Source organism: Rhodanobacter sp. FW021-MT20 (assembly GCF_041107475.1).
Lineage (GTDB): Bacteria > Pseudomonadota > Gammaproteobacteria > Xanthomonadales > Rhodanobacteraceae > Rhodanobacter_A > Rhodanobacter_A glycinis.
Window position 1 is genome coordinate 62064 of sequence record NZ_JBGBPX010000004.1, and the last position, 16810, is coordinate 78873.

Annotated in this window: 16 protein-coding genes; 13 read left to right on the top strand and 3 right to left on the bottom strand. The window is 65.0% G+C overall.

All coding sequences use genetic code 11. The features are described 5' to 3' along the window. Nucleotides 1-66: 66 nt before the first annotated feature. Nucleotides 67-453 (top strand): ArsR/SmtB family transcription factor, encoded by a 387-nt coding sequence (locus tag AB7849_RS06910; protein WP_037100797.1) that lies wholly within the window; start codon nt 67-69, stop codon nt 451-453. 85 nt (nt 454-538) lie between these two features. Here AB7849_RS06910 and putA read toward each other — a convergent pair whose 3' ends face one another. Then, a complete protein-coding gene (gene putA, locus AB7849_RS06915; RefSeq protein ID WP_425599895.1) occupies nt 539-3766 on the bottom strand; it encodes a bifunctional proline dehydrogenase/L-glutamate gamma-semialdehyde dehydrogenase PutA in 3228 nt (1075 codons plus the stop codon). Nucleotides 3767-3944: 178 nt separating this feature from the next. Here putA and AB7849_RS06920 point away from each other — a divergent pair, with 178 nt between their 5' ends. The 5 genes from AB7849_RS06920 to AB7849_RS06940 all read left to right on the top strand — a co-directional run bounded on the left by AB7849_RS06920 (nt 3945) and on the right by AB7849_RS06940 (nt 8244). Beyond that, nucleotides 3945-4385, top strand: coding sequence for a DUF2244 domain-containing protein (locus AB7849_RS06920; protein WP_037100806.1), 441 nt, complete (start codon nt 3945-3947; stop codon nt 4383-4385). Nucleotides 4386-4405: 20 nt separating this feature from the next. Continuing rightward, on the top strand, nt 4406-5347 hold the full coding sequence (gene coxB / locus AB7849_RS06925; protein WP_092702533.1) for a cytochrome c oxidase subunit II: 942 nt from the start codon (nt 4406-4408) through the stop codon (nt 5345-5347). A 112-nt stretch (nt 5348-5459) separates the two neighbouring features. Further along, complete coding sequence (gene ctaD / locus AB7849_RS06930; protein WP_369500746.1) at nt 5460-7076, top strand: cytochrome c oxidase subunit I; 1617 nt, start codon at nt 5460-5462, stop codon at nt 7074-7076. A 3-nt stretch (nt 7077-7079) separates the two neighbouring features. Then, a complete protein-coding gene (locus AB7849_RS06935; RefSeq protein WP_008213398.1) occupies nt 7080-7271 on the top strand; it encodes a hypothetical protein in 192 nt (63 codons plus the stop codon). 85 nt (nt 7272-7356) lie between these two features. Next, a complete protein-coding gene (locus tag AB7849_RS06940) occupies nt 7357-8244 on the top strand; it encodes a cytochrome c oxidase subunit 3 (protein ID WP_008213399.1) in 888 nt (295 codons plus the stop codon). Between the two features lie 148 nt (nt 8245-8392). Here AB7849_RS06940 and AB7849_RS06945 read toward each other — a convergent pair whose 3' ends face one another. Next, entirely contained in the window at nt 8393-8608 is a 216-nt protein-coding gene (locus tag AB7849_RS06945) for a twin transmembrane helix small protein (RefSeq protein ID WP_008213400.1), read from the bottom strand. A 59-nt stretch (nt 8609-8667) separates the two neighbouring features. Between AB7849_RS06945 and AB7849_RS06950 the strand changes: the two genes are divergently transcribed. From AB7849_RS06950 to AB7849_RS06980, 7 genes are all read left to right on the top strand, one after another. After that, a complete protein-coding gene (locus tag AB7849_RS06950; RefSeq protein ID WP_008213401.1) occupies nt 8668-9414 on the top strand; it encodes an SURF1 family protein in 747 nt (248 codons plus the stop codon). Further along, complete coding sequence (locus AB7849_RS06955) at nt 9411-9998, top strand: hypothetical protein (RefSeq protein ID WP_008213402.1); 588 nt, start codon at nt 9411-9413, stop codon at nt 9996-9998. Before AB7849_RS06950 ends, AB7849_RS06955 begins: the two co-directional genes overlap by 4 nt. Further along, complete coding sequence (locus tag AB7849_RS06960) at nt 9998-11176, top strand: COX15/CtaA family protein (protein WP_092702523.1); 1179 nt, start codon at nt 9998-10000, stop codon at nt 11174-11176. The genes AB7849_RS06955 and AB7849_RS06960 overlap by 1 nt, the downstream gene beginning before the upstream one ends. Continuing rightward, entirely contained in the window at nt 11173-12075 is a 903-nt protein-coding gene (gene cyoE, locus AB7849_RS06965; protein WP_008213403.1) for a heme o synthase, read from the top strand. Before AB7849_RS06960 ends, cyoE begins: the two co-directional genes overlap by 4 nt. Nucleotides 12076-12459: 384 nt before the next feature. Continuing rightward, nucleotides 12460-12672, top strand: a complete 213-nt coding sequence (locus AB7849_RS06970) for a hypothetical protein (protein ID WP_008213404.1) — start codon at nt 12460-12462, stop codon at nt 12670-12672. A 150-nt stretch (nt 12673-12822) separates the two neighbouring features. Continuing rightward, nucleotides 12823-15471: a magnesium-translocating P-type ATPase gene (gene mgtA, locus AB7849_RS06975; RefSeq protein WP_008213405.1), complete on the top strand. Its 2649-nt coding sequence runs from the start codon at nt 12823-12825 to the stop codon at nt 15469-15471. A 16-nt stretch (nt 15472-15487) separates the two neighbouring features. Beyond that, complete coding sequence (locus AB7849_RS06980) at nt 15488-16147, top strand: hypothetical protein (protein WP_008213406.1); 660 nt, start codon at nt 15488-15490, stop codon at nt 16145-16147. Nucleotides 16148-16165: 18 nt separating this feature from the next. Here the strand turns inward: AB7849_RS06980 and AB7849_RS06985 are convergent, their stop codons facing one another. Further along, nucleotides 16166-16783 (bottom strand): DedA family protein, encoded by a 618-nt coding sequence (locus AB7849_RS06985; RefSeq protein WP_008213408.1) that lies wholly within the window; start codon nt 16781-16783, stop codon nt 16166-16168. Nucleotides 16784-16810 lie beyond the last annotated feature (27 nt).

Consider the following 16810-nt stretch of genomic DNA (forward strand, 5'->3'; position numbering starts at 1 on the left):
TTCTTAACTACCGTAGTTCAGGATATATGAACTATAGAACCTGCCGTCAAGGGGTAAACTGCACGCATGCGCCCCTTGATCCACCCTTCGATTGACGACATCACCGTGGAAGGCATTCTCCATGCCTTGTCGGACCCCGTGCGTGCGTCCATTTATGCCGGGCTGGCCTGTCGCGGCGGGGCGACCTGCACGGCATTCCAGCAGGTCAGCGACCGCACGATTCCGAAATCAACGCTGTCGCAGCACTTCCGTGCGTTGCGCGAGGCCGGCCTGGTCCGTAGCGAACGTTGCGGGGTGGAAATGCGCAATACCACGCGCTGCGAGGAGATCGAGCAGCGCTTTCCCGGCCTGATTCCCGCCATCCTCCGTGCACATCAGGTGCAGGCTGGCGACACGCCGCCACCGGGCACGCCACGACGCAAGGTCGCGGCGAAGAAGGCCGGGAAACGTTGAACGTGCCGTCGGCAGGTGGTCGCTGCCGACGCCCACGAAAGCGAACGGGCTTTCCTCGTGCGCCGAAGAAAGCCCTCGATGCCGCTTACTCGCCGATGGTCAGCAGCGAGGCGTTGCCACCGGAGGCGGTGGTGTTGATGGTCAGCGTGCGCTCGCCGGCGAAACGCAGCAGGTAGTGCGGGCCGCCGGCCTTCGGGCCGGTGCCGGACAGGCCTTCGCCGCCGAACGGCTGCACGCCGACCACCGCGCCGATCTGGTTGCGGTTGACGTAGCAGTTGCCGACGCGGGCGTGCCGGCTGATGTAGTCGACGGTGGCGTCGATACGGCTGTGGATGCCCAGGGTCAGGCCGTAGCCGGTGGCGTTGATGGCATCGATGACCTGGTTGAGATCCTTGGCGTTCCAGCGGATCACATGCAGCACCGGGCCGAAGATCTCGCGGGTCAGCGTATCGAGCGAGGGGATTTCATACGCACGCGGGGCGAAGAAGGTGCCGTGCGCGGTGTGCTCCGGATCCATCGGTGCTTCGCCGATTTTCTTCGCCACCTTGTCCATGCGCGCGGCGTGCTCGACCAGGATGGCCTTGGCGTCCTCGTCGATGACCGGGCCGACATCGGTGGAAAGCAGGCCCGGGTCGCCGATTTTCAGTTCGGCCATCGCGCCGGCCAGCATCTCGATCACCTTGTCGGCAATGTCGTCCTGGATGTACAGCACGCGCGCGGCCGAGCAACGCTGGCCGGCAGACTGGAACGCCGAGGCGATCACGTCCTTGACGATCTGTTCGGGCAGCGCGGAGGAGTCGGCGATCATCGCGTTCTGGCCGCCGGTTTCGGCGATCAGCACGGCGATCTGCGAGTTGCGCGCGGCCAGTGCGCGGTTGATCGCCCAGGCGGTGTCGGTGGAGCCGGTGAACACCACGCCGGCCACGCGCGGGTCGCGGGTCAGCGCGGCGCCGACGGTGGCGCCGTCGCCCGGCACGAACTGCAGCACGTCCTTCGGGATGCCGGCTTCGTGCAGCAGCTGGGTGGCCAGATGGCCGATCAGGCTGGTCTGCTCGGCCGGCTTGGCGATGACCGTGTTGCCGGCCGCCAATGCCGCCGCGACCTGGCCAACGAAGATCGCCAGCGGGAAGTTCCACGGGCTGATGCCGACGAACACGCCGCGGCCTTCCAGGAACAGCTGGTTGGTTTCGCCGGTGGGGCCGGGCAGCAGCTCGGGCTCGGTGAACAGGCGCCGCGCCATGGTGGCGTAGTAGCGCAGGAAGTCGGCGGCCTCGCGGATCTCGGCGATCGCGTCGGGCAGGCTCTTGCCGGCCTCGCGCACGCATAGCGCGATGAACTCGGCGCGACGCGCCTCGAGCTGGTCGGCGGCGTGGTCGAGGATGGCGGCGCGGTTGGTGACCGGGAAGTTGTTCCAGCTGTCCTTGGCCGCGGCGGCATTGGCCATGGCCTTTTCCACCGTGGCTTCGTCGGCGGTGACGTAGCTGCCGATCTTGTTGCGCCGGTCGGCGGGATTGGTGACGTCGACCGAGGCGCCGGTGCTTTTTGCGCCAGGCACCAGCGGGCCGGCGGTCCACGGACCGGTCTGGGCATTGATCGCCTCGGCCAGGTCGTTCAGTTCATTGTCGTTGGCAAAATTGACGCCCATGGAATTCTTCCGAAGTTCACCGTAAAGATTGGCCGGCAGCGGGATGCGCGGATGCGGGATGGAGTCGAACGCGCGGACCGTCTGGCACGGATCGGCAACCAGCTCGCGCGGCGACAGGCTTTCGTCGACGATGCGATTGACGAAGCTGGTATTGGCACCGTTCTCGAGCAGGCGGCGCACCAGGTACGGCAGCAGGTCCTGGTGCGAGCCGACCGGTGCGTAGACGCGGCACGGCACGTGGTAGGTCTTCTCGCTGATCACGTCGGCATACAGCTCGACGCCCATGCCGTGCAGGCGCTGGAATTCGAACGGGCGACCCTGCGCGATGTGGTGCACGGCGGCGATGGTGTGCGCGTTGTGGGTGGCGAACTGCGGATAGATGAGATCGCTGCCCGCGTTGAACAGGCGCCGCGCGCAGGCCAGGTAGGACACGTCGGTATTCGGCTTGCGGGTGTAGACCGGGTAGCCGCCGAGGCCCTGTTCCTGCGCTTTCTTGATTTCGGCGTCCCAATACGCGCCCTTGACCAGGCGGACATACCAGCGACGCTTGGCGTGCATGGCGGTCTCGACCAGCCAGTCGATCACGAACGGGGTGCGCTTGGCATAGGCCTGCACCACGATGCCCAGGCCGTTCCAGCCTTCCAGCGAGGGATGGGCGAACACGTCGCCGATGATGTCCAGCGAAAGTTCGAGGCGGTCCGCTTCCTCGGCGTCGACCGACAGCGCGATGCCGTGCTTCATGGAAAGCTGCGACAGCTCCAGCAGGCGTTCGGTGAGCGTGGCGCGGGCGCGTTCGCGCTGGGCCAGTTCGTAGCGCGGGAACAGCGCCGACAGCTTCACCGAGATCGACGGGGCGTCGGTGTGGTTGGCGTAGGGGCCATGGGCACCGAGCGCGGCGATCGCGTCGCGGTAGGCCTGCTGGTAGCGCTCGGCATCATGCGCGGTAAGCGCGGATTCGCCCAGCATGTCGAAGGAGTAGCGGTAGGCCTTGTTTTCCTTCTTCGCCGCGCGTTCCAGCGCCTCCTCGATGCTGCGCCCCATCACGAACTGGTAGCCCATGATGCGCATGGCCTGGCGCACCGCCACGCGAATGGTCGGGCCGCCGACGCGGGTAACCAGCCGGCGCAACGCGCCATTGAAGTCGCCGCGTGTGCCGTCGGCGATGTTGATCAGTCGACCGGTCAGCAGCAGACCCCAGGTGGAGGCGTTGACCAGCAGCGATTCGCTGCGGCCCAGGTGCTTGCGCCAGTCGGCATCGCCCAGCTTGTCGTGGATCAGCTTGTCGGCGGTGGTGGTGTCGGGGATGCGCAGCAGCGCCTCGGCCACGCACATCAACAGCACGCCTTCCTCGCTGGACAGGTCGTACTGGCGCATGAAGGATTCGACCACGCTCTGGTCCTTCGCGCGCGCGCGTACCCGCGAAACCAGCGCGGCGGCACGCTCCACGACGAGCTCGCGCTCCGCTTCGGGCAGGTCGGCCTGGGCCAGCAGGTCGTTGACCGCCTCGGTTTCGTCGCGCAGCCAGGCGGCGGTGATGCGCGCACGAGCCGGTGCGATGCTGGAGGGAAGTTCAGGGCTGAGGATGGGCTGGGTCACGGGCGTGCCAAAAAGCAGGGATGGGTGGGGGTGAAACGCGAGATTGTACGCCCCGGAAATGCCCGGACGCATCCGCATGGAGTGCTGCGCCGATCGACGATCTGTGCCATGGCGTCGGTCTGATCTGGATCAAGCCCCTGCGACATTCTTGCCCGTTGCGTCGCGGCACCCTATTATCGATCCGTTCCAGGCACGCCGGACTCTCATGATCGTGCTTCGACCAGCCGTAACCGGCTTGCCCTGCGTGACGTTGTGGCTTAGGCCCAATCGCGCACTGAGCCGACGCGGCTTGCGTCGCTTGATCGTGGTGCTGGCAGCGCTGGTGCTGACAACGGCGGGTTTGGGGGCCTGGCAGGGGAACGTGTTTGCTCCGCTGTTTGCCCTCGTCGAGGCCTCCGCTGTGGCTCTCGCCTTGAGCGTGGCCTGGCGGGCAGGTGACCGCAGCGAGCGAATCGTGCTCGATGCCACGTCACTGGAGGTGCAATCGCTACCGGCGAAACGCAGCGCGCGATTCCAGACATACTGGGTCCGCGTGTTGCTGAAACCGGGTGGGGGGCATCACCACCTGTTGTTGTCATCGCACGGACGCGAGCTGGAAATCGGTGCTTTCCTCACCGATGAGGAACGTGTCGAGCTGTCCCGGAAACTCAAGGTGCTGCTGGATCGTCTGAATGATCAGCCGCGCAGGTAGGTTCAACAAAGGTGCAAGACATGACATCTGGCGGCATCAGGCATCACGGCATCCGGCGAATGGCCACGGTAGTGGCCACGGGGGCTTTCGCATTGCTCTGCGGCGTGGCCCGGGCGAATCCGGTTCCCTGGCAGATGGACATGACGAAGGGTGCCACCACCTATTCGCATGTGCCTTATGACCTCAACATGGTCTCCCTGCTGGTATGCGTGGTCATCGGCATCCTGGTGTACGGCGCGATGTTCATCGCCATGTTCCGCTTCCGCAAGTCGCGCGGCGCGGTGGCGGAGAAGTGGTCGCACAACACCGTGGTGGAGATCATCTGGACCACGATCCCGGTGATCATCCTGGCCAGCCTTGCCTGGATGGCCACCAACGGCATGCGCAAATTCTACGACACCACCGGTTCGCAGATGACCGTGAAGATCACGGGCTACCAGTGGAAGTGGCGTTACGACTACGTCGACTACGAAGGCAAGCCGATCAGCAAGGTCGGTTTCATGTCCAAGCTCGACGACCTCAGCAACGAGACGCGCCAGCTCCATTCGGGCCTTGACCCGTACGCGGTCAAGACCGACGGCTACAACACCTATCTGCTGAATGTGGACAAGCCGCTGGTGCTGCCGATCCACACCAAGATCCGCTTCGTGATTACCGCTGGCGACGTGATCCACTCGTGGTTCGTGCCGGCGTTCGGCTGGAAGATGGATGCGATCCCGGGCGTGATCAACGCGGCCTGGACCAACATCGAGAAGCCGGGCGTGTACCGCGGCCAGTGCGCCGAGTTGTGCGGCCAGGACCACGGCTACATGCCGATCGTGGTGAAGGCGGTGTCCAAGGCCGATTTTGCCAAGTGGCTGGCCGCGCAGGAGAAGGCGTCCGCGCCGGCGCCCGCCGCCAGTGCAGCGGCGCCGCAGACCGCACAGGTGGTGGCACCGGCAGTCGGCAGCGCCAAGGGTTGATGTTCGGGCTGCCCGCGCGGCCCGCGTCGAACGTGTAGCGATCATCCCGATCGCGCAGATCATGAAGCAGCCTCACGAGGTTGCACTGTTCAAAAGGTAGAGGTGCAAGGTCATGGCCCACGCAGCCACCCAGGATCACCACGACGATCACCACAGCGCGCCGAAGGGTTTCTTCCGGCGTTGGGTGATGTCCACCAACCACAAGGACATCGGCACGCTGTATCTGGTGTTCGCGCTGACCATGTTCTTCATCGGCGGCAGTTTCGCGATGGTGATTCGCGCCGAACTGTTCAAACCGGGCCTGCAGCTGGTACAGCCGTACTTCTTCAACCAGATGACCACCATGCATGCGCTGGTGATGATCTTCGGCGCGATCATGCCGGCCTTCGTCGGCCTGGGTAACTGGATGATCCCGCTGATGATCGGCGCGCCGGACATGGCGCTGCCGCGCATGAACAACCTGTCGTTCTGGATCCTGCCGTTCGCGTTCCTGCTGATGCTGTCCACCCTGTTCCTGCCGGGTGGTGGCCCGTCGGGCGGCTGGACCATGTATCCGCCGCTGTCGCTGCAGAGCAGTTCGCTGGCCTACGTGGTGTTCGCGATCCACCTGATGGGCATCAGCTCGATCATGGGCGCGATCAACATCATCGCCACCATCCTCAACATGCGCGCGCCGGGCATGGACCTGCTGAAGATGCCGGTGTTCGTGTGGAGCTGGCTGATCACGGCGTTCCTGCTGATCGCTGTGATGCCGGTGCTGGCGGGGGCGGTGACCATGCTGCTCACCGACAAGTACTTCGGCACCAACTTCTTCAATGCCGCCGGTGGTGGCGACCCGGTGCTGTACCAGCACATCTTCTGGTTCTTCGGGCATCCCGAGGTCTACATCATGATCCTGCCGGCGTTCGGGATCATTTCGGAGATCGTGCCGACCTTCGCGCGCAAGCCGATCTTCGGCTACAAGGCAATGGTGCTCGCGATCGCGGCGATCGCCTTCCTGTCGTTCATCGTGTGGGCGCACCACATGTTCGCGGTCGGCCTGCCGATGGGCGCCGAGATCTTCTTCATGTACGCCACCATGCTCATCGCGGTGCCGACCGGCATCAAGGTGTTCAACTGGGTGGCGACGATGTGGGGCGGTTCGATGACGTTCGAGACACCGATGCTGTTCGCCATCGCGTTCATCATCCTGTTCACGCTCGGCGGCTTCTCCGGCCTGATGATGGCGCTGGTGCCGGCCGACTTCCAGTATCACGACACCTACTTCATCGTGGCGCACTTCCACTACGTGCTGGTGACCGGTGCGCTGTTCGCGATCATCGCGGCGGCGTACTACTGGTTGCCGAAGTGGACCGGCCACATGTACAGCGAGACGTGGGGCAAGATCCACTTCTGGAACAGCGTGGTGTGGGTGAACGTGCTGTTCTTCCCGCAGCATTTCCTCGGCCTGGCCGGCATGCCGCGACGCATTCCCGACTACAACGTGGCGTTCGCCAACTTCAACATGATCAGCTCGATCGGCGGCTTCCTGTTCGGCGCCTCGCAGTTGATCTTCATCGGCGTGCTGATCCATTGCGTGTTCTTCTCGAAGAAGAAGGCCACCGATCGCGTCTGGGAAGGCGCCAAGGGACTGGAATGGACGGTGCCTTCGCCGGCGCCGCACCACACCTTCGCCATTGCGCCGATCGTTCGTGACGAAGAGCTGGCGCACGGCCATGTGGAGGACTGAGTGATGGATGGTTCTTCCCAGGCGAACATTTCCGGAAACCGGATGGTGCTGGACCAGCAGGCGCTGGACCCGGAGCAGAGCCGTCGGCTGCGACGCGCCCGCCGCACCGCCATGATCGCCGGGGCTGTGGCCGTGTCATTCTTCGTGTTCTCGATAGCGCAGTTGCTGTGGGTCCAGCACATGGGGCTGCGCTAGTCGCATCGGATCGCCGTGCCGGGCGGGCCTGAACCGCCGCCCTCGCCGGATCGGAAGTCATCAGGAAAATCCACGGGAAATCACCATGGGTCAGCAGCAAGACATCTATTACGTACCGAGCAGGAGCCACTGGCCGATCGTGGCCGCAGTGGTGCTGTTCCTCACCGTGTTCGGCGCCGCCCACTGGCTCAACGCCGAGCCGGGCGACAGCGGTTTCGGCAAGACGGTGATCACGATCGGTGCGATCGGCATCCTGTGCATGTTCTTCGGCTGGTTCCGCTCGGTGATCCGCGAGTCGCTGGCCGGCCGCTACAACCACCAGGTCGACACCTCGTTCCGCATGGGCATGATGTGGTTCATCTTCTCCGAGGTGATGTTCTTCGGCGCGTTCTTCGGCGCGCTGTTCTACCTGCGCAACTACTCGGTGCCGTGGCTCGGCGGTGACGGCCATGGCGTGTTGACCCACCAGTTCCTGTGGAACCACTACGCGGCATCGTGGGGTGCCGGCGGCGGCAACGGGCCGGAACACGTGGGTGGCACTTTCGGCACCGTCGAGCCCTGGGGCCTGCCGCTGCTGAATACGCTGATCCTGCTGACTTCCAGCGTGACGGTGACGATCGCGCATCACGCGCTGCGTGCCGGTCACCGGGGCAAGGTGCTGATCTTCCTCGGGGTTACCGTGTTGCTGGGCGCCTGCTTCATCTTCAGCCAGGCCAACGAGTACATGGAGGCCTATCGCGAACTGAACCTGACGCTGCATTCCGGCGTCTACGGCGCGACCTTCTTCATGCTCACCGGTTTCCACGGCCTGCACGTGACGCTGGGCACGATCATGCTGGCGATCATCTGGCTGCGTGTGCTGGCGGGGCATTTCAACAAGGAGCACCACTTCGGCTTCGAGGCCGTCGCGTGGTACTGGCACTTCGTCGACGTGGTGTGGCTGGGCCTGTTCATGTTCGTCTACGTGCTCTGACGAGACGCAATTGGTATCTGCGAGGTTGCATCACGAAAAGCCCGCCGCAAGGCGGGCGATTCGTTTGCAGGGACGGGAAAGGCGCCGGACGTGGTGACGCAGGCACTTCGGCCCGCGCGAGGGGCCGGCTAGAATGACCAATCGGGGTTTACTGGCCCACGCCGTGCAGGTGGATCCAGCCGAGCTTGTGACCGATGACGATCATGGCGATCAGCACCAGCGAGAGACCGATGCGCCGGGTCAGCGCCCATACCGTACGGCGGTCGTCGTCCTTGTCGGTCATCATGAAATACAGCGCCTGGCCGAGGTTGAACACCACCACCAGGAACATGATCACCAGCGCAATCTTTGAGATGGTTTCCACGTGTATCGCCCGAACGCCTTCGACAGCCGCAGTATAGCCCGCGCGAACAGGGTGTCCGCGTGAGCTGGCTGCGGCGTCCGAAGTGGTGGTGGGTACTGCTGACCGTGGCTGGCGCCTTGCTGTTCGTGCGCCTGGGCGTCTGGCAGCTGCATCGCGCGGACTACAAGGACGGTCTTCTGCGACTGTATGCCGCGGCCGCCAGCGCGCCACTGCAGGACTTCGACAGCGTGTCCGCCGAACCGCCGGCCAATGCCTATCCGCGCGTGCGCGTGCAGGGCCATTACCTGGTCGATCGCGCCTACCTGCTGGACAACCCGAAGCACGACGGCCGTGGCGGGATCGAGGTGTACGTGCCCTTCCGGCCGCGGGGGCATGACCGCTTGCTGCTGGTCGACCTGGGTTTCCTGCCCGGCAACGGCACCGACCAGCAGCCGCAAGTGCCGCCCCTGCCGACCGGGCTGCTGACGCTGCAGGGCTTGTACCAGCCGCCACCCGGTCACGGTTTCGAGATGGGCGGCGATGCGCTGGGCCGGCAGGCGCACTGGCCCAAAACCACGATCTACCTGGACATGAAGCAGGTAGCTGGCGATCTGGGGCGCACGCTCTATCCGCGCATCCTGACGCTGGACGCCGATCCCGCGGCGATCTACGTGCGCGAGCACACCCTCGATTTCGGTTCGATGCCGCCGGCCCGGCATCGGGCCTACGCCTTCCAGTGGTTCACCTTCGCGCTGGCCGCGGTGGTGATTTTCCTAGTCCTGCATCGCAAGAAGCGTCGCCCCAAGTCAAAGAGCCCCAAGCCATGAGCCCATCCGTCCCCGGCCACGTCGATCCGAAACGCGTGCGCGCGAGTCGCCTGAAGCTGTTGCTGGTGGCCTCGATTTTTGCGGCACCGTTCCTGGTGGCGCTGGTGTTGACGAAGAGCGGCTGGCAGCCGGGCGTGAAGAGTCATGGCGAGCCGGTGTTGCCGCAGCGCAATTTCCAGCAGGAACATTTGCAGGTGAAGCTCGACGATGGCAGCACGTGGCCATGGCGTGCCAGCACGCCGCGCCTCACCCTGATCGCATTGCCCGGCCCCGATTGCGCCAGCCATTGCTTCGCGGCGCTGACCGGCATGGCCAAGGCGCGGGTGATGCTCAACAAGAACGAGTCGCGCCTGCGCCTGCTCTACGTGGGCGCACCGCCGGCGGATGCCACGGCACTGGCTGCCATGAAGAACTACTGGCGGCTCGGGACCGATGTCGATCACAAGCTCGATGCCTACCGTCCGGCCACGCCTGACAGCGTCAGCGCCTTGCTGGTGGAATCCAACGGTACGGTACTGTCGCGTTATCCTGCCGGATTCGATGTGTCCGGCCTGCTCCAAGACATGCGCAAGGTGATCCGCTGATGTCCGACCGTTCAACCAGGATTTTGCGCGGCTTGTCGCTGTTCGCCGCGGTGTTCGCGTTCGGGCTGGTGATGTTCGGCGCGTTCGTGCGGCTGTCCAACGCCGGTTTGTCGTGCCCGGACTGGCCGACCTGTTACGGCCAGGTGACCTGGCCCGAACACGCCCATGCCGTGGCGAAGGCCGATGCCGAATTCCCCGGGCGCCCGTACGAGGCGCACAAGGCGTGGCGCGAGCAAGTACACCGCATGCTGGCCGGCACGCTGGGCGTGGCGGTGCTGGTGATGGCCTTGCTGGCCGCGTGGCGACAGCGCTGGACGCGCGTGCTGGTGATCGTCAGCGCGGTATTCGCGGCTGCGGGGGTGACGATGTACATGCGCGGCGAGCATGTGTGGTCGTCGGGCCTGGCGGTGCTGGCGATCGCCTTGCCCCTGCTCGCGGCGATCGGGTTGAGACGCCCCGGCGCCTGGCGCATCAGCGTGCTGGCGCTGGCGGTGATCATCTTCCAGGCGATGCTCGGCATGTGGACGGTCACGCTGCTGCTGAAGCCGATCGTGGTACTCGGTCATCTGCTCGGCGGCATGACCACCTTTGCGTTGCTGGCCTGGGCGGCCTTGCGCTATGCCGGCGTGGGCGCGGAAGACGATCGCATGGCCGGCCTGCGCAAGGGCGTGATCGTGGGGTTGGTGCTGCTGGGTTGCCAGATTGCGCTGGGCGGCTGGACGTCTTCCAACTATGCGGCGCTGGCTTGCGGCTATGGTCCGGGTTCCTTCCCCGAATGCCTGGGGCAGTGGATGCCGCCGGCCGATTACCACCAGGGTTTCATCCTGTGGCGCGGTATCGGCGTGAATTTCGAAGGTGGCATCCTCGATCAGTCGGCGCGCACCGCGATCCAGATGGTGCACCGGCTCGGCGCGCTGGTGGTGTTCTGCTACCTGCTTGGCTTGGCGTACCGGCTGGTGAAGCGTGGCTTGCGATTCGGCGGCATCGCGGTGGCGGTGGTGCTGGTGGCGCAGGTGTCGTTGGGCATCAGCAATGTGTACTTCGGACTGCCGCTGGCGGTGGCCACCATGCATAACGGCTGTGCCGCGCTGTTGCTGTTCACCCTGGTGGCGAACCTGGCGCGCACGCAGCCACGCCGTGGCGACCGGATGTTCGGCAAGCTGGAGGCACGCGCATGAACGTGATGGGCGAATACTTCCAGCTGACCAAGCCACGCGTGGTGGCGCTGCTGGTGTTCTGCGCAGTGATCGGCATGTTCCTCGCCGTGCCGGGCATCCCGCCGTGGCGCGCGCTGGTGTTCGGCACGCTGGGCATCTGGATGGCCTCCGGTTCGGCGGCGGCGTTCAACCATCTGATCGACGAGCGCATCGACAAGCTGATGGCGCGTACCGCGCGGCGTCCGCTGGCTACCGGCCATCTCAAGCCACGCCAGGTGCTGGTGTTCGCCATCGTGCTGGGCATCATCTCGATGCTGGTGCTGGCCTTGCTGGTGAACGTGCTGACCGCCGTGCTCACTTTCGGCGGCTTGATCGGCTACGCGCTGGTCTACACCGCCTATCTCAAGCGCGCCACGCCGCAGAACATCGTGATCGGTGGCCTCGCCGGGGCGATCCCGCCGGTGCTGGGCTGGACTGCCGCCACCGGCGCGTTGCACCCGTTCGCGCTGCAGCTGTGCCTGATCATCTTCGTGTGGACGCCGCCGCATTTCTGGGCGCTGGCGATCTTCCGCCGCGACGATTACGCCCGTGCCGGCGTGCCGATGCTGCCGGTCACGCATGGCGTGGCCTACACGCGGTGGCAGGTACTGTTCTACACCGTGCTGCTGGTGCTGGTGACGATGCTGCCGGCGATCACCCGCTGCAGTGGTCTGTTGTACCTGGGCGGCGCGCTGGTGCTGGGCGCGGGCTTCCTGTACTACGCGATCCGCCTGATGAATCCGCCGGACGAATATTTCGCGATGCGCGTGTTCAAGTACTCGGTGATCTACCTGATGGCGCTGTTCGCCTTCCTGCTGGCCGATCACTGGCTGATGGCGCCGGCGCTGCAGACGGGATTGGCATTGCGGCCTGTCGGCTAAGGACCTGTTTCTTCGTTGGACGCATCCTCTTGGGGCGGGAGCGGCTTCAGCCGCGATGCTTCTGACGCCACATCGAAGCATTGCCCACGAGCCAGCACGGGTGCCTGTCCAAAGGCGTGACAGGGCTTGACACTTGCGCATCGCAGCACGACAATGCGCGCGCCCGCTGGCGCGTTTGCGAGCGGCTTTCCAGTCCTTACTGAACAAGGCATATGGACGTTTACCCTAGTCGCAACGTCGACATCCGCGAGCATCGGATGCCGGCATTGCATAACAAGCTGATCGTCTGCGGCGACCGCCTGCGGTCGGCCGGCGCTTTCCTCGACTAGGGAAGTCCGGCCTACCTCCCGACGGTGCCGTGACACCGTTACGAGGAGATGGGCCATGAAGCTCCTTCGCGAACTTTTTCATCTGCGTGCCGCAGGGCGTCTGTCCCTGTCCGGTCGTCGCGAGACCGTGCGTCGCACGGTCACTGTCCCCGCCCCGCTGGCGCATGCCGGCAATGTGGTTGAACTGCGCCGTGTCGAGACGGAAATGCAGCCGCTGGCGCGTGCCAGCGACGAGCCTCCGCGATACGCGATGGCGGCGAATCAGTGATGTTTGCCGCTCCACGCAAGGGATGGCCTCCGCCATCCGTGCCCCTCAAACGGCCGTCCAGACGGCCGAACACACCCATGGGCAGGTGGCTGGCGGACTGATTCCGCCGCCCGCGCCGGTGACGGAAACGAGTGACAGACGGAAGCGGGCATGATCAGGAAAACCCTCCAGAATGCGGCTGCCAAGGCGGTCAGCAAGAGTGCGGCGGCACAGGTGCTGGCGGCACAGGCGGCCTATCGCCACAACGATGAATTGCTTGAGGCGCTGGATACCCGCCTGAGCGGCCTTGACGAGACGGAGATTGGCGAGCGGCTGGACCGCGACGGCGTCAACGAGGTATCGCACGAGAAGCCGCCGCATTGGTCGGCGCAGCTGCTGCATGCGTTCAAGAACCCTTTCATCATCGTGTTGCTGGTGCTGGTCGGGGTGCAACTGGCCACCGATCCGGAAGACCTGGCCGGACCGCTGATCATCATGGTGATGGTGGGTATCAGCGCCGTGCTGAGCTTTACCCAGGAGTACCGCTCCACGCGCGCAGCGGAGCAGTTGAAGGCGATGGTGCGCAACACCGCCACCGCCACGCGGCGTGCCTCCGATGGCCACAGCGAACGCATCGAAGTGCCGGTGGGCGAGCTGGTGGTCGGTGACATCGTGCACCTGGCCGCGGGTGACATGGTGCCCGCCGACCTGCGCCTGCTGCATGCCAAGGATCTGTTCATCAGCCAGGCGATTCTCACCGGCGAATCGCTGCCGGTGGAGAAGGCTGCGCCAGTCCTGCACGACGACGAGGCATCGTTGCCTTCCAATCCGCTCGACCTGGGTTCCGTTTGTTACATGGGAACCAACGTGGTCAGCGGCACCGCCACTGCCGTGGTGGTGGCGACGGGTGCGCGGACCTACCTGGGTTCGCTGGCACGCAGCCTGGCCGGCGAGCGCGTGCAGACCAGCTTCGATCGCGGCGTGAAGAGCGTGAGCTGGCTGCTGATCCGCTTCATGCTGGTGATGGTGCCGATCGTGCTGGGCATCCAGTGGTACAAGCAGGGTTTCTGGGAGGCGTTGCTGTTCGCGCTGTCGGTAGCCGTCGGCCTGACGCCGGAGATGTTGCCGCTGATCGTCACCGCCAACCTGGGCAAGGGTGCGATGGCGATGTCCAAGCGCAAGGTGGTGGTGAAGCGGCTCAACGCGATCCAGAACTTCGGTGCGATGGACGTGCTGTGCACCGACAAGACCGGCACGCTGACGCTGGACAAGATCGTGCTGGAGCGTCATCTCGACCTAGCCGGCGAAGAGTCCGATGACGCGCTGGAGTACGGCTATCTCAACAGCCACTTCCAGACCGGCCTGAAGAACCTGATGGACAAGGCCGTGCTGGCCCATCGCGATCTCGAACCCATGGCCGCGAGCTACCGCGTGGTGGACGAGATTCCGTTCGACTTCCAGCGCCGGCGCATGTCGGTGGTGCTGGGCGATCACGAAGGTCAGCATCTGCTGGTGTGCAAGGGCGCGGTCGAGGAAATGCTGGCGATCTGCGCGTCCGCGCGCATCGGCGAGCAGACCTTGCTGATGACCGACGAGTTGCGCGCCGAGATCCGCACGATGACGCACCGGCTCAACGAGGATGGCCTGCGCGTGCTGGTGGTGGCGGTGAAGCGGCAAGCGCCGTCGGATCGTGCCTACGGTATTGCCGACGAGTCCGAATTGGTCGCGGTGGGTTGCCTGGCCTTCCTCGATCCGCCGAAGGACAGCGCCGGCACCGCCATCGCGGCGCTGCATCATCACGGGGTTGCGGTGAAGGTCATCACCGGCGACAACGAGGCCGTGACCCGCAAGATCTGCCGCGAGGTGGGTCTGGATGTCGAGCACTCCGCGCAGGGGCGTGACGTCGAGTCGCTGGATGATGCCGAACTGGATGCGCTGGTGGCACGCACCACGGTGTTCGCCAAGATGTCGCCGTTGCAGAAGGCGCGCGTGGTGAAGTCGCTGCAACGCCAGGGCCATACCGTCGGCTTCCTCGGCGACGGCATCAATGACGCGCCGGCGTTGCGCGAGGCCGACGTGGGCATCTCGGTGGATACCGCCACCGATATCGCCAAGGAGTCGGCTGACATCATCCTGCTGGAAAAGAACCTGATGGTGCTGGAGGAGGGCGTCATCGAGGGGCGCATCACCTTCGGCAACATCATCAAGTACATCAAGATGACGGCCAGCTCCAACTTCGGCAACGTGCTCAGCATGCTGATCGCCAGCCTGTTCCTGCCGTTTGTGCCGCTGCTGCCGTTGCAGATCCTGGTGTTGAACCTCCTGTACGACATCTCGCAGCTGTCGATTCCGTTCGATCGCATGGATGACGATTACCTGCGCAAGCCGCGCAAATGGAATGCCAGCGATATCGGGCGCTTCATGCTTTGCATCGGGCCGTCCAGCTCGGTGTTCGACATCACCACGTTCGCGTTGCTGTGGTTCGTGTTCGGCGCCAACAGCCCGGAACACCAGGCATTCTTCCAGTCCGGCTGGTTCGTCGAAAGCCTGCTCACGCAGACGCTGGTGGTGCACATGATCCGCACCCGCAAGATTCCGTTCCTGCAAAGCATCGCCGCAGCTCCCGTGCTCGGGTTGACCACGGCGATCATCGCGATCGGCATGGTGATCCCCTACACCGTGATCGGCACCAAGCTGGGCATGGTGGAATTGCCGCTGGCCTATTTCGGCTGGCTGGTGTTGACGGTGCTTGCGTATTGCGCGCTTACCCAGGTGGTGAAGGTGCTGTACATGCGTCGCTACAGCGGGCGCTGGCTATAGCCATGGAGGGCGTGTCATGCACAAGTTCAGTGCGGCCTTGCTGGCGGCGCTGGTGCTGGCGCCGTGTGGGGTGCGGGCCGGCGCCAGCCTGCTGGTAGACGATGCCGGCACTACGGCGGATGGGCACTGCCAGCTCGAGTCATGGCTGAGCGCGCGCCCGGGTGCGTCGGAAATCACGACCATGCCAGCCTGCGCAGTGGGCGGGCTGGAGTACAGCGTGGGTGCCAGCGAGAACCTGGCAGCCTCTCCTGGGCCGATGCTGTATGCCGACATCAAGCACACGCTGGTTGACATGGGCGAGCACACGCCGGGCCTGGCCGTGGCGCTGGGTGGTGACTGGCATCACGGCGACGGTGGTTTCGACGCCGCTACGGCGAACCTGGCCGCCAGTGTGCCGCTTGAGCCCCGTTTGACGCTGCAGGTCGACCTGGGCTGGCACGCGCCACATCTCGCGCATGGATGGCTGACCGGCGGCGTGGGCCTGGAATACCGGGCGGCAGCGCACTGGTCATGGCTGGCCGAGGCGTACGTCGAGGGCGATGGCTATCGCGCAGCGCAGGGTGGTCTTCGTTTGCGCCTGCCCAATGCCGTCAGCATGGATCTGCTGGGCGGGGGCGATCGCCATGGCCACTGGGTAACGCTGGGCTTCAACTGGTCGCCGGACGACGATGGCTGAGCCTTGCTTGCGGGAAGTTCAGCAGTCGTTGGTGCGTTGGCGTCGCTGCCGCCACCACAGCACCAGCAGGACCAGCAGCACCAGGGCCACCAGCAGCCACAGGCTGTTCTGGCCGCGGTGCATCCATTTCATCAGCCACTGGTGGTTGTTCGCACCCAGATAGCCCAGGTAGACCCAGAAGGGCACGCTGATCAATGCGGCCAGCGTGTCGATCAGCAGGAAGCGCACGGTGGATACGCGATGGGTGGCGCCGGCGGTGACATAGACGGTGGTGCGCATGCCGGGCAGGAAGCGCGCGAAGAACAGCATGCGGTTGCCGTAACGGTCGAACTTTTCCTGCACCATGGCGTAGCGCTTCGGGGTCAGCACCTTGGCCACCAGCCGCCAGCGCATCATGCGTGCGCCGTAGTGGTGGCCGAGCAGGAAGATCGCGCTGTCGCCCAGCAGCACGCCGAACATGCACAGGCCGAACATCGCGTGCACGTTGGCGTAGCCCAGCCCGGCGATCACGCCTCCGGCGACCAGGGTCACGTCCTCGGGCAGCGGCAGCCCGGCGCCGCAGATCATCAGCGCGGTGAATACGGCGAGATAGCCGTTCTGGGCGAAGATCGTGATGAGTCGTTCAAGCAGGTCCATCGACGCTCCAGGTTGTCGGATGGGCGG

What these genes read in the sequence shown, in the direction of transcription:
- AB7849_RS06910 (WP_037100797.1), top strand. Translation starts at nt 67, where the DNA reads ATGCGCCCCTTGATCCACCCTTCGATTGACGACATCACCGTGGAAGGC.
- putA (WP_425599895.1), bottom strand. Translation starts at nt 3,766, where the DNA reads ATGCGTCCGGGCATTTCCGGGGCGTACAATCTCGCGTTTCACCCCCAC.
- coxB (WP_092702533.1), top strand. Translation starts at nt 4,406, where the DNA reads ATGACATCTGGCGGCATCAGGCATCACGGCATCCGGCGAATGGCCACG.
- ctaD (WP_369500746.1), top strand. Translation starts at nt 5,460, where the DNA reads ATGGCCCACGCAGCCACCCAGGATCACCACGACGATCACCACAGCGCG.
- AB7849_RS06935 (WP_008213398.1), top strand. Translation starts at nt 7,080, where the DNA reads ATGGATGGTTCTTCCCAGGCGAACATTTCCGGAAACCGGATGGTGCTG.
- AB7849_RS06940 (WP_008213399.1), top strand. Translation starts at nt 7,357, where the DNA reads ATGGGTCAGCAGCAAGACATCTATTACGTACCGAGCAGGAGCCACTGG.
- AB7849_RS06955 (WP_008213402.1), top strand. Translation starts at nt 9,411, where the DNA reads ATGAGCCCATCCGTCCCCGGCCACGTCGATCCGAAACGCGTGCGCGCG.
- AB7849_RS06960 (WP_092702523.1), top strand. Translation starts at nt 9,998, where the DNA reads ATGTCCGACCGTTCAACCAGGATTTTGCGCGGCTTGTCGCTGTTCGCC.
- cyoE (WP_008213403.1), top strand. Translation starts at nt 11,173, where the DNA reads ATGAACGTGATGGGCGAATACTTCCAGCTGACCAAGCCACGCGTGGTG.
- AB7849_RS06970 (WP_008213404.1), top strand. Translation starts at nt 12,460, where the DNA reads ATGAAGCTCCTTCGCGAACTTTTTCATCTGCGTGCCGCAGGGCGTCTG.
- mgtA (WP_008213405.1), top strand. Translation starts at nt 12,823, where the DNA reads ATGATCAGGAAAACCCTCCAGAATGCGGCTGCCAAGGCGGTCAGCAAG.
- AB7849_RS06980 (WP_008213406.1), top strand. Translation starts at nt 15,488, where the DNA reads ATGCACAAGTTCAGTGCGGCCTTGCTGGCGGCGCTGGTGCTGGCGCCG.
- AB7849_RS06985 (WP_008213408.1), bottom strand. Translation starts at nt 16,783, where the DNA reads ATGGACCTGCTTGAACGACTCATCACGATCTTCGCCCAGAACGGCTAT.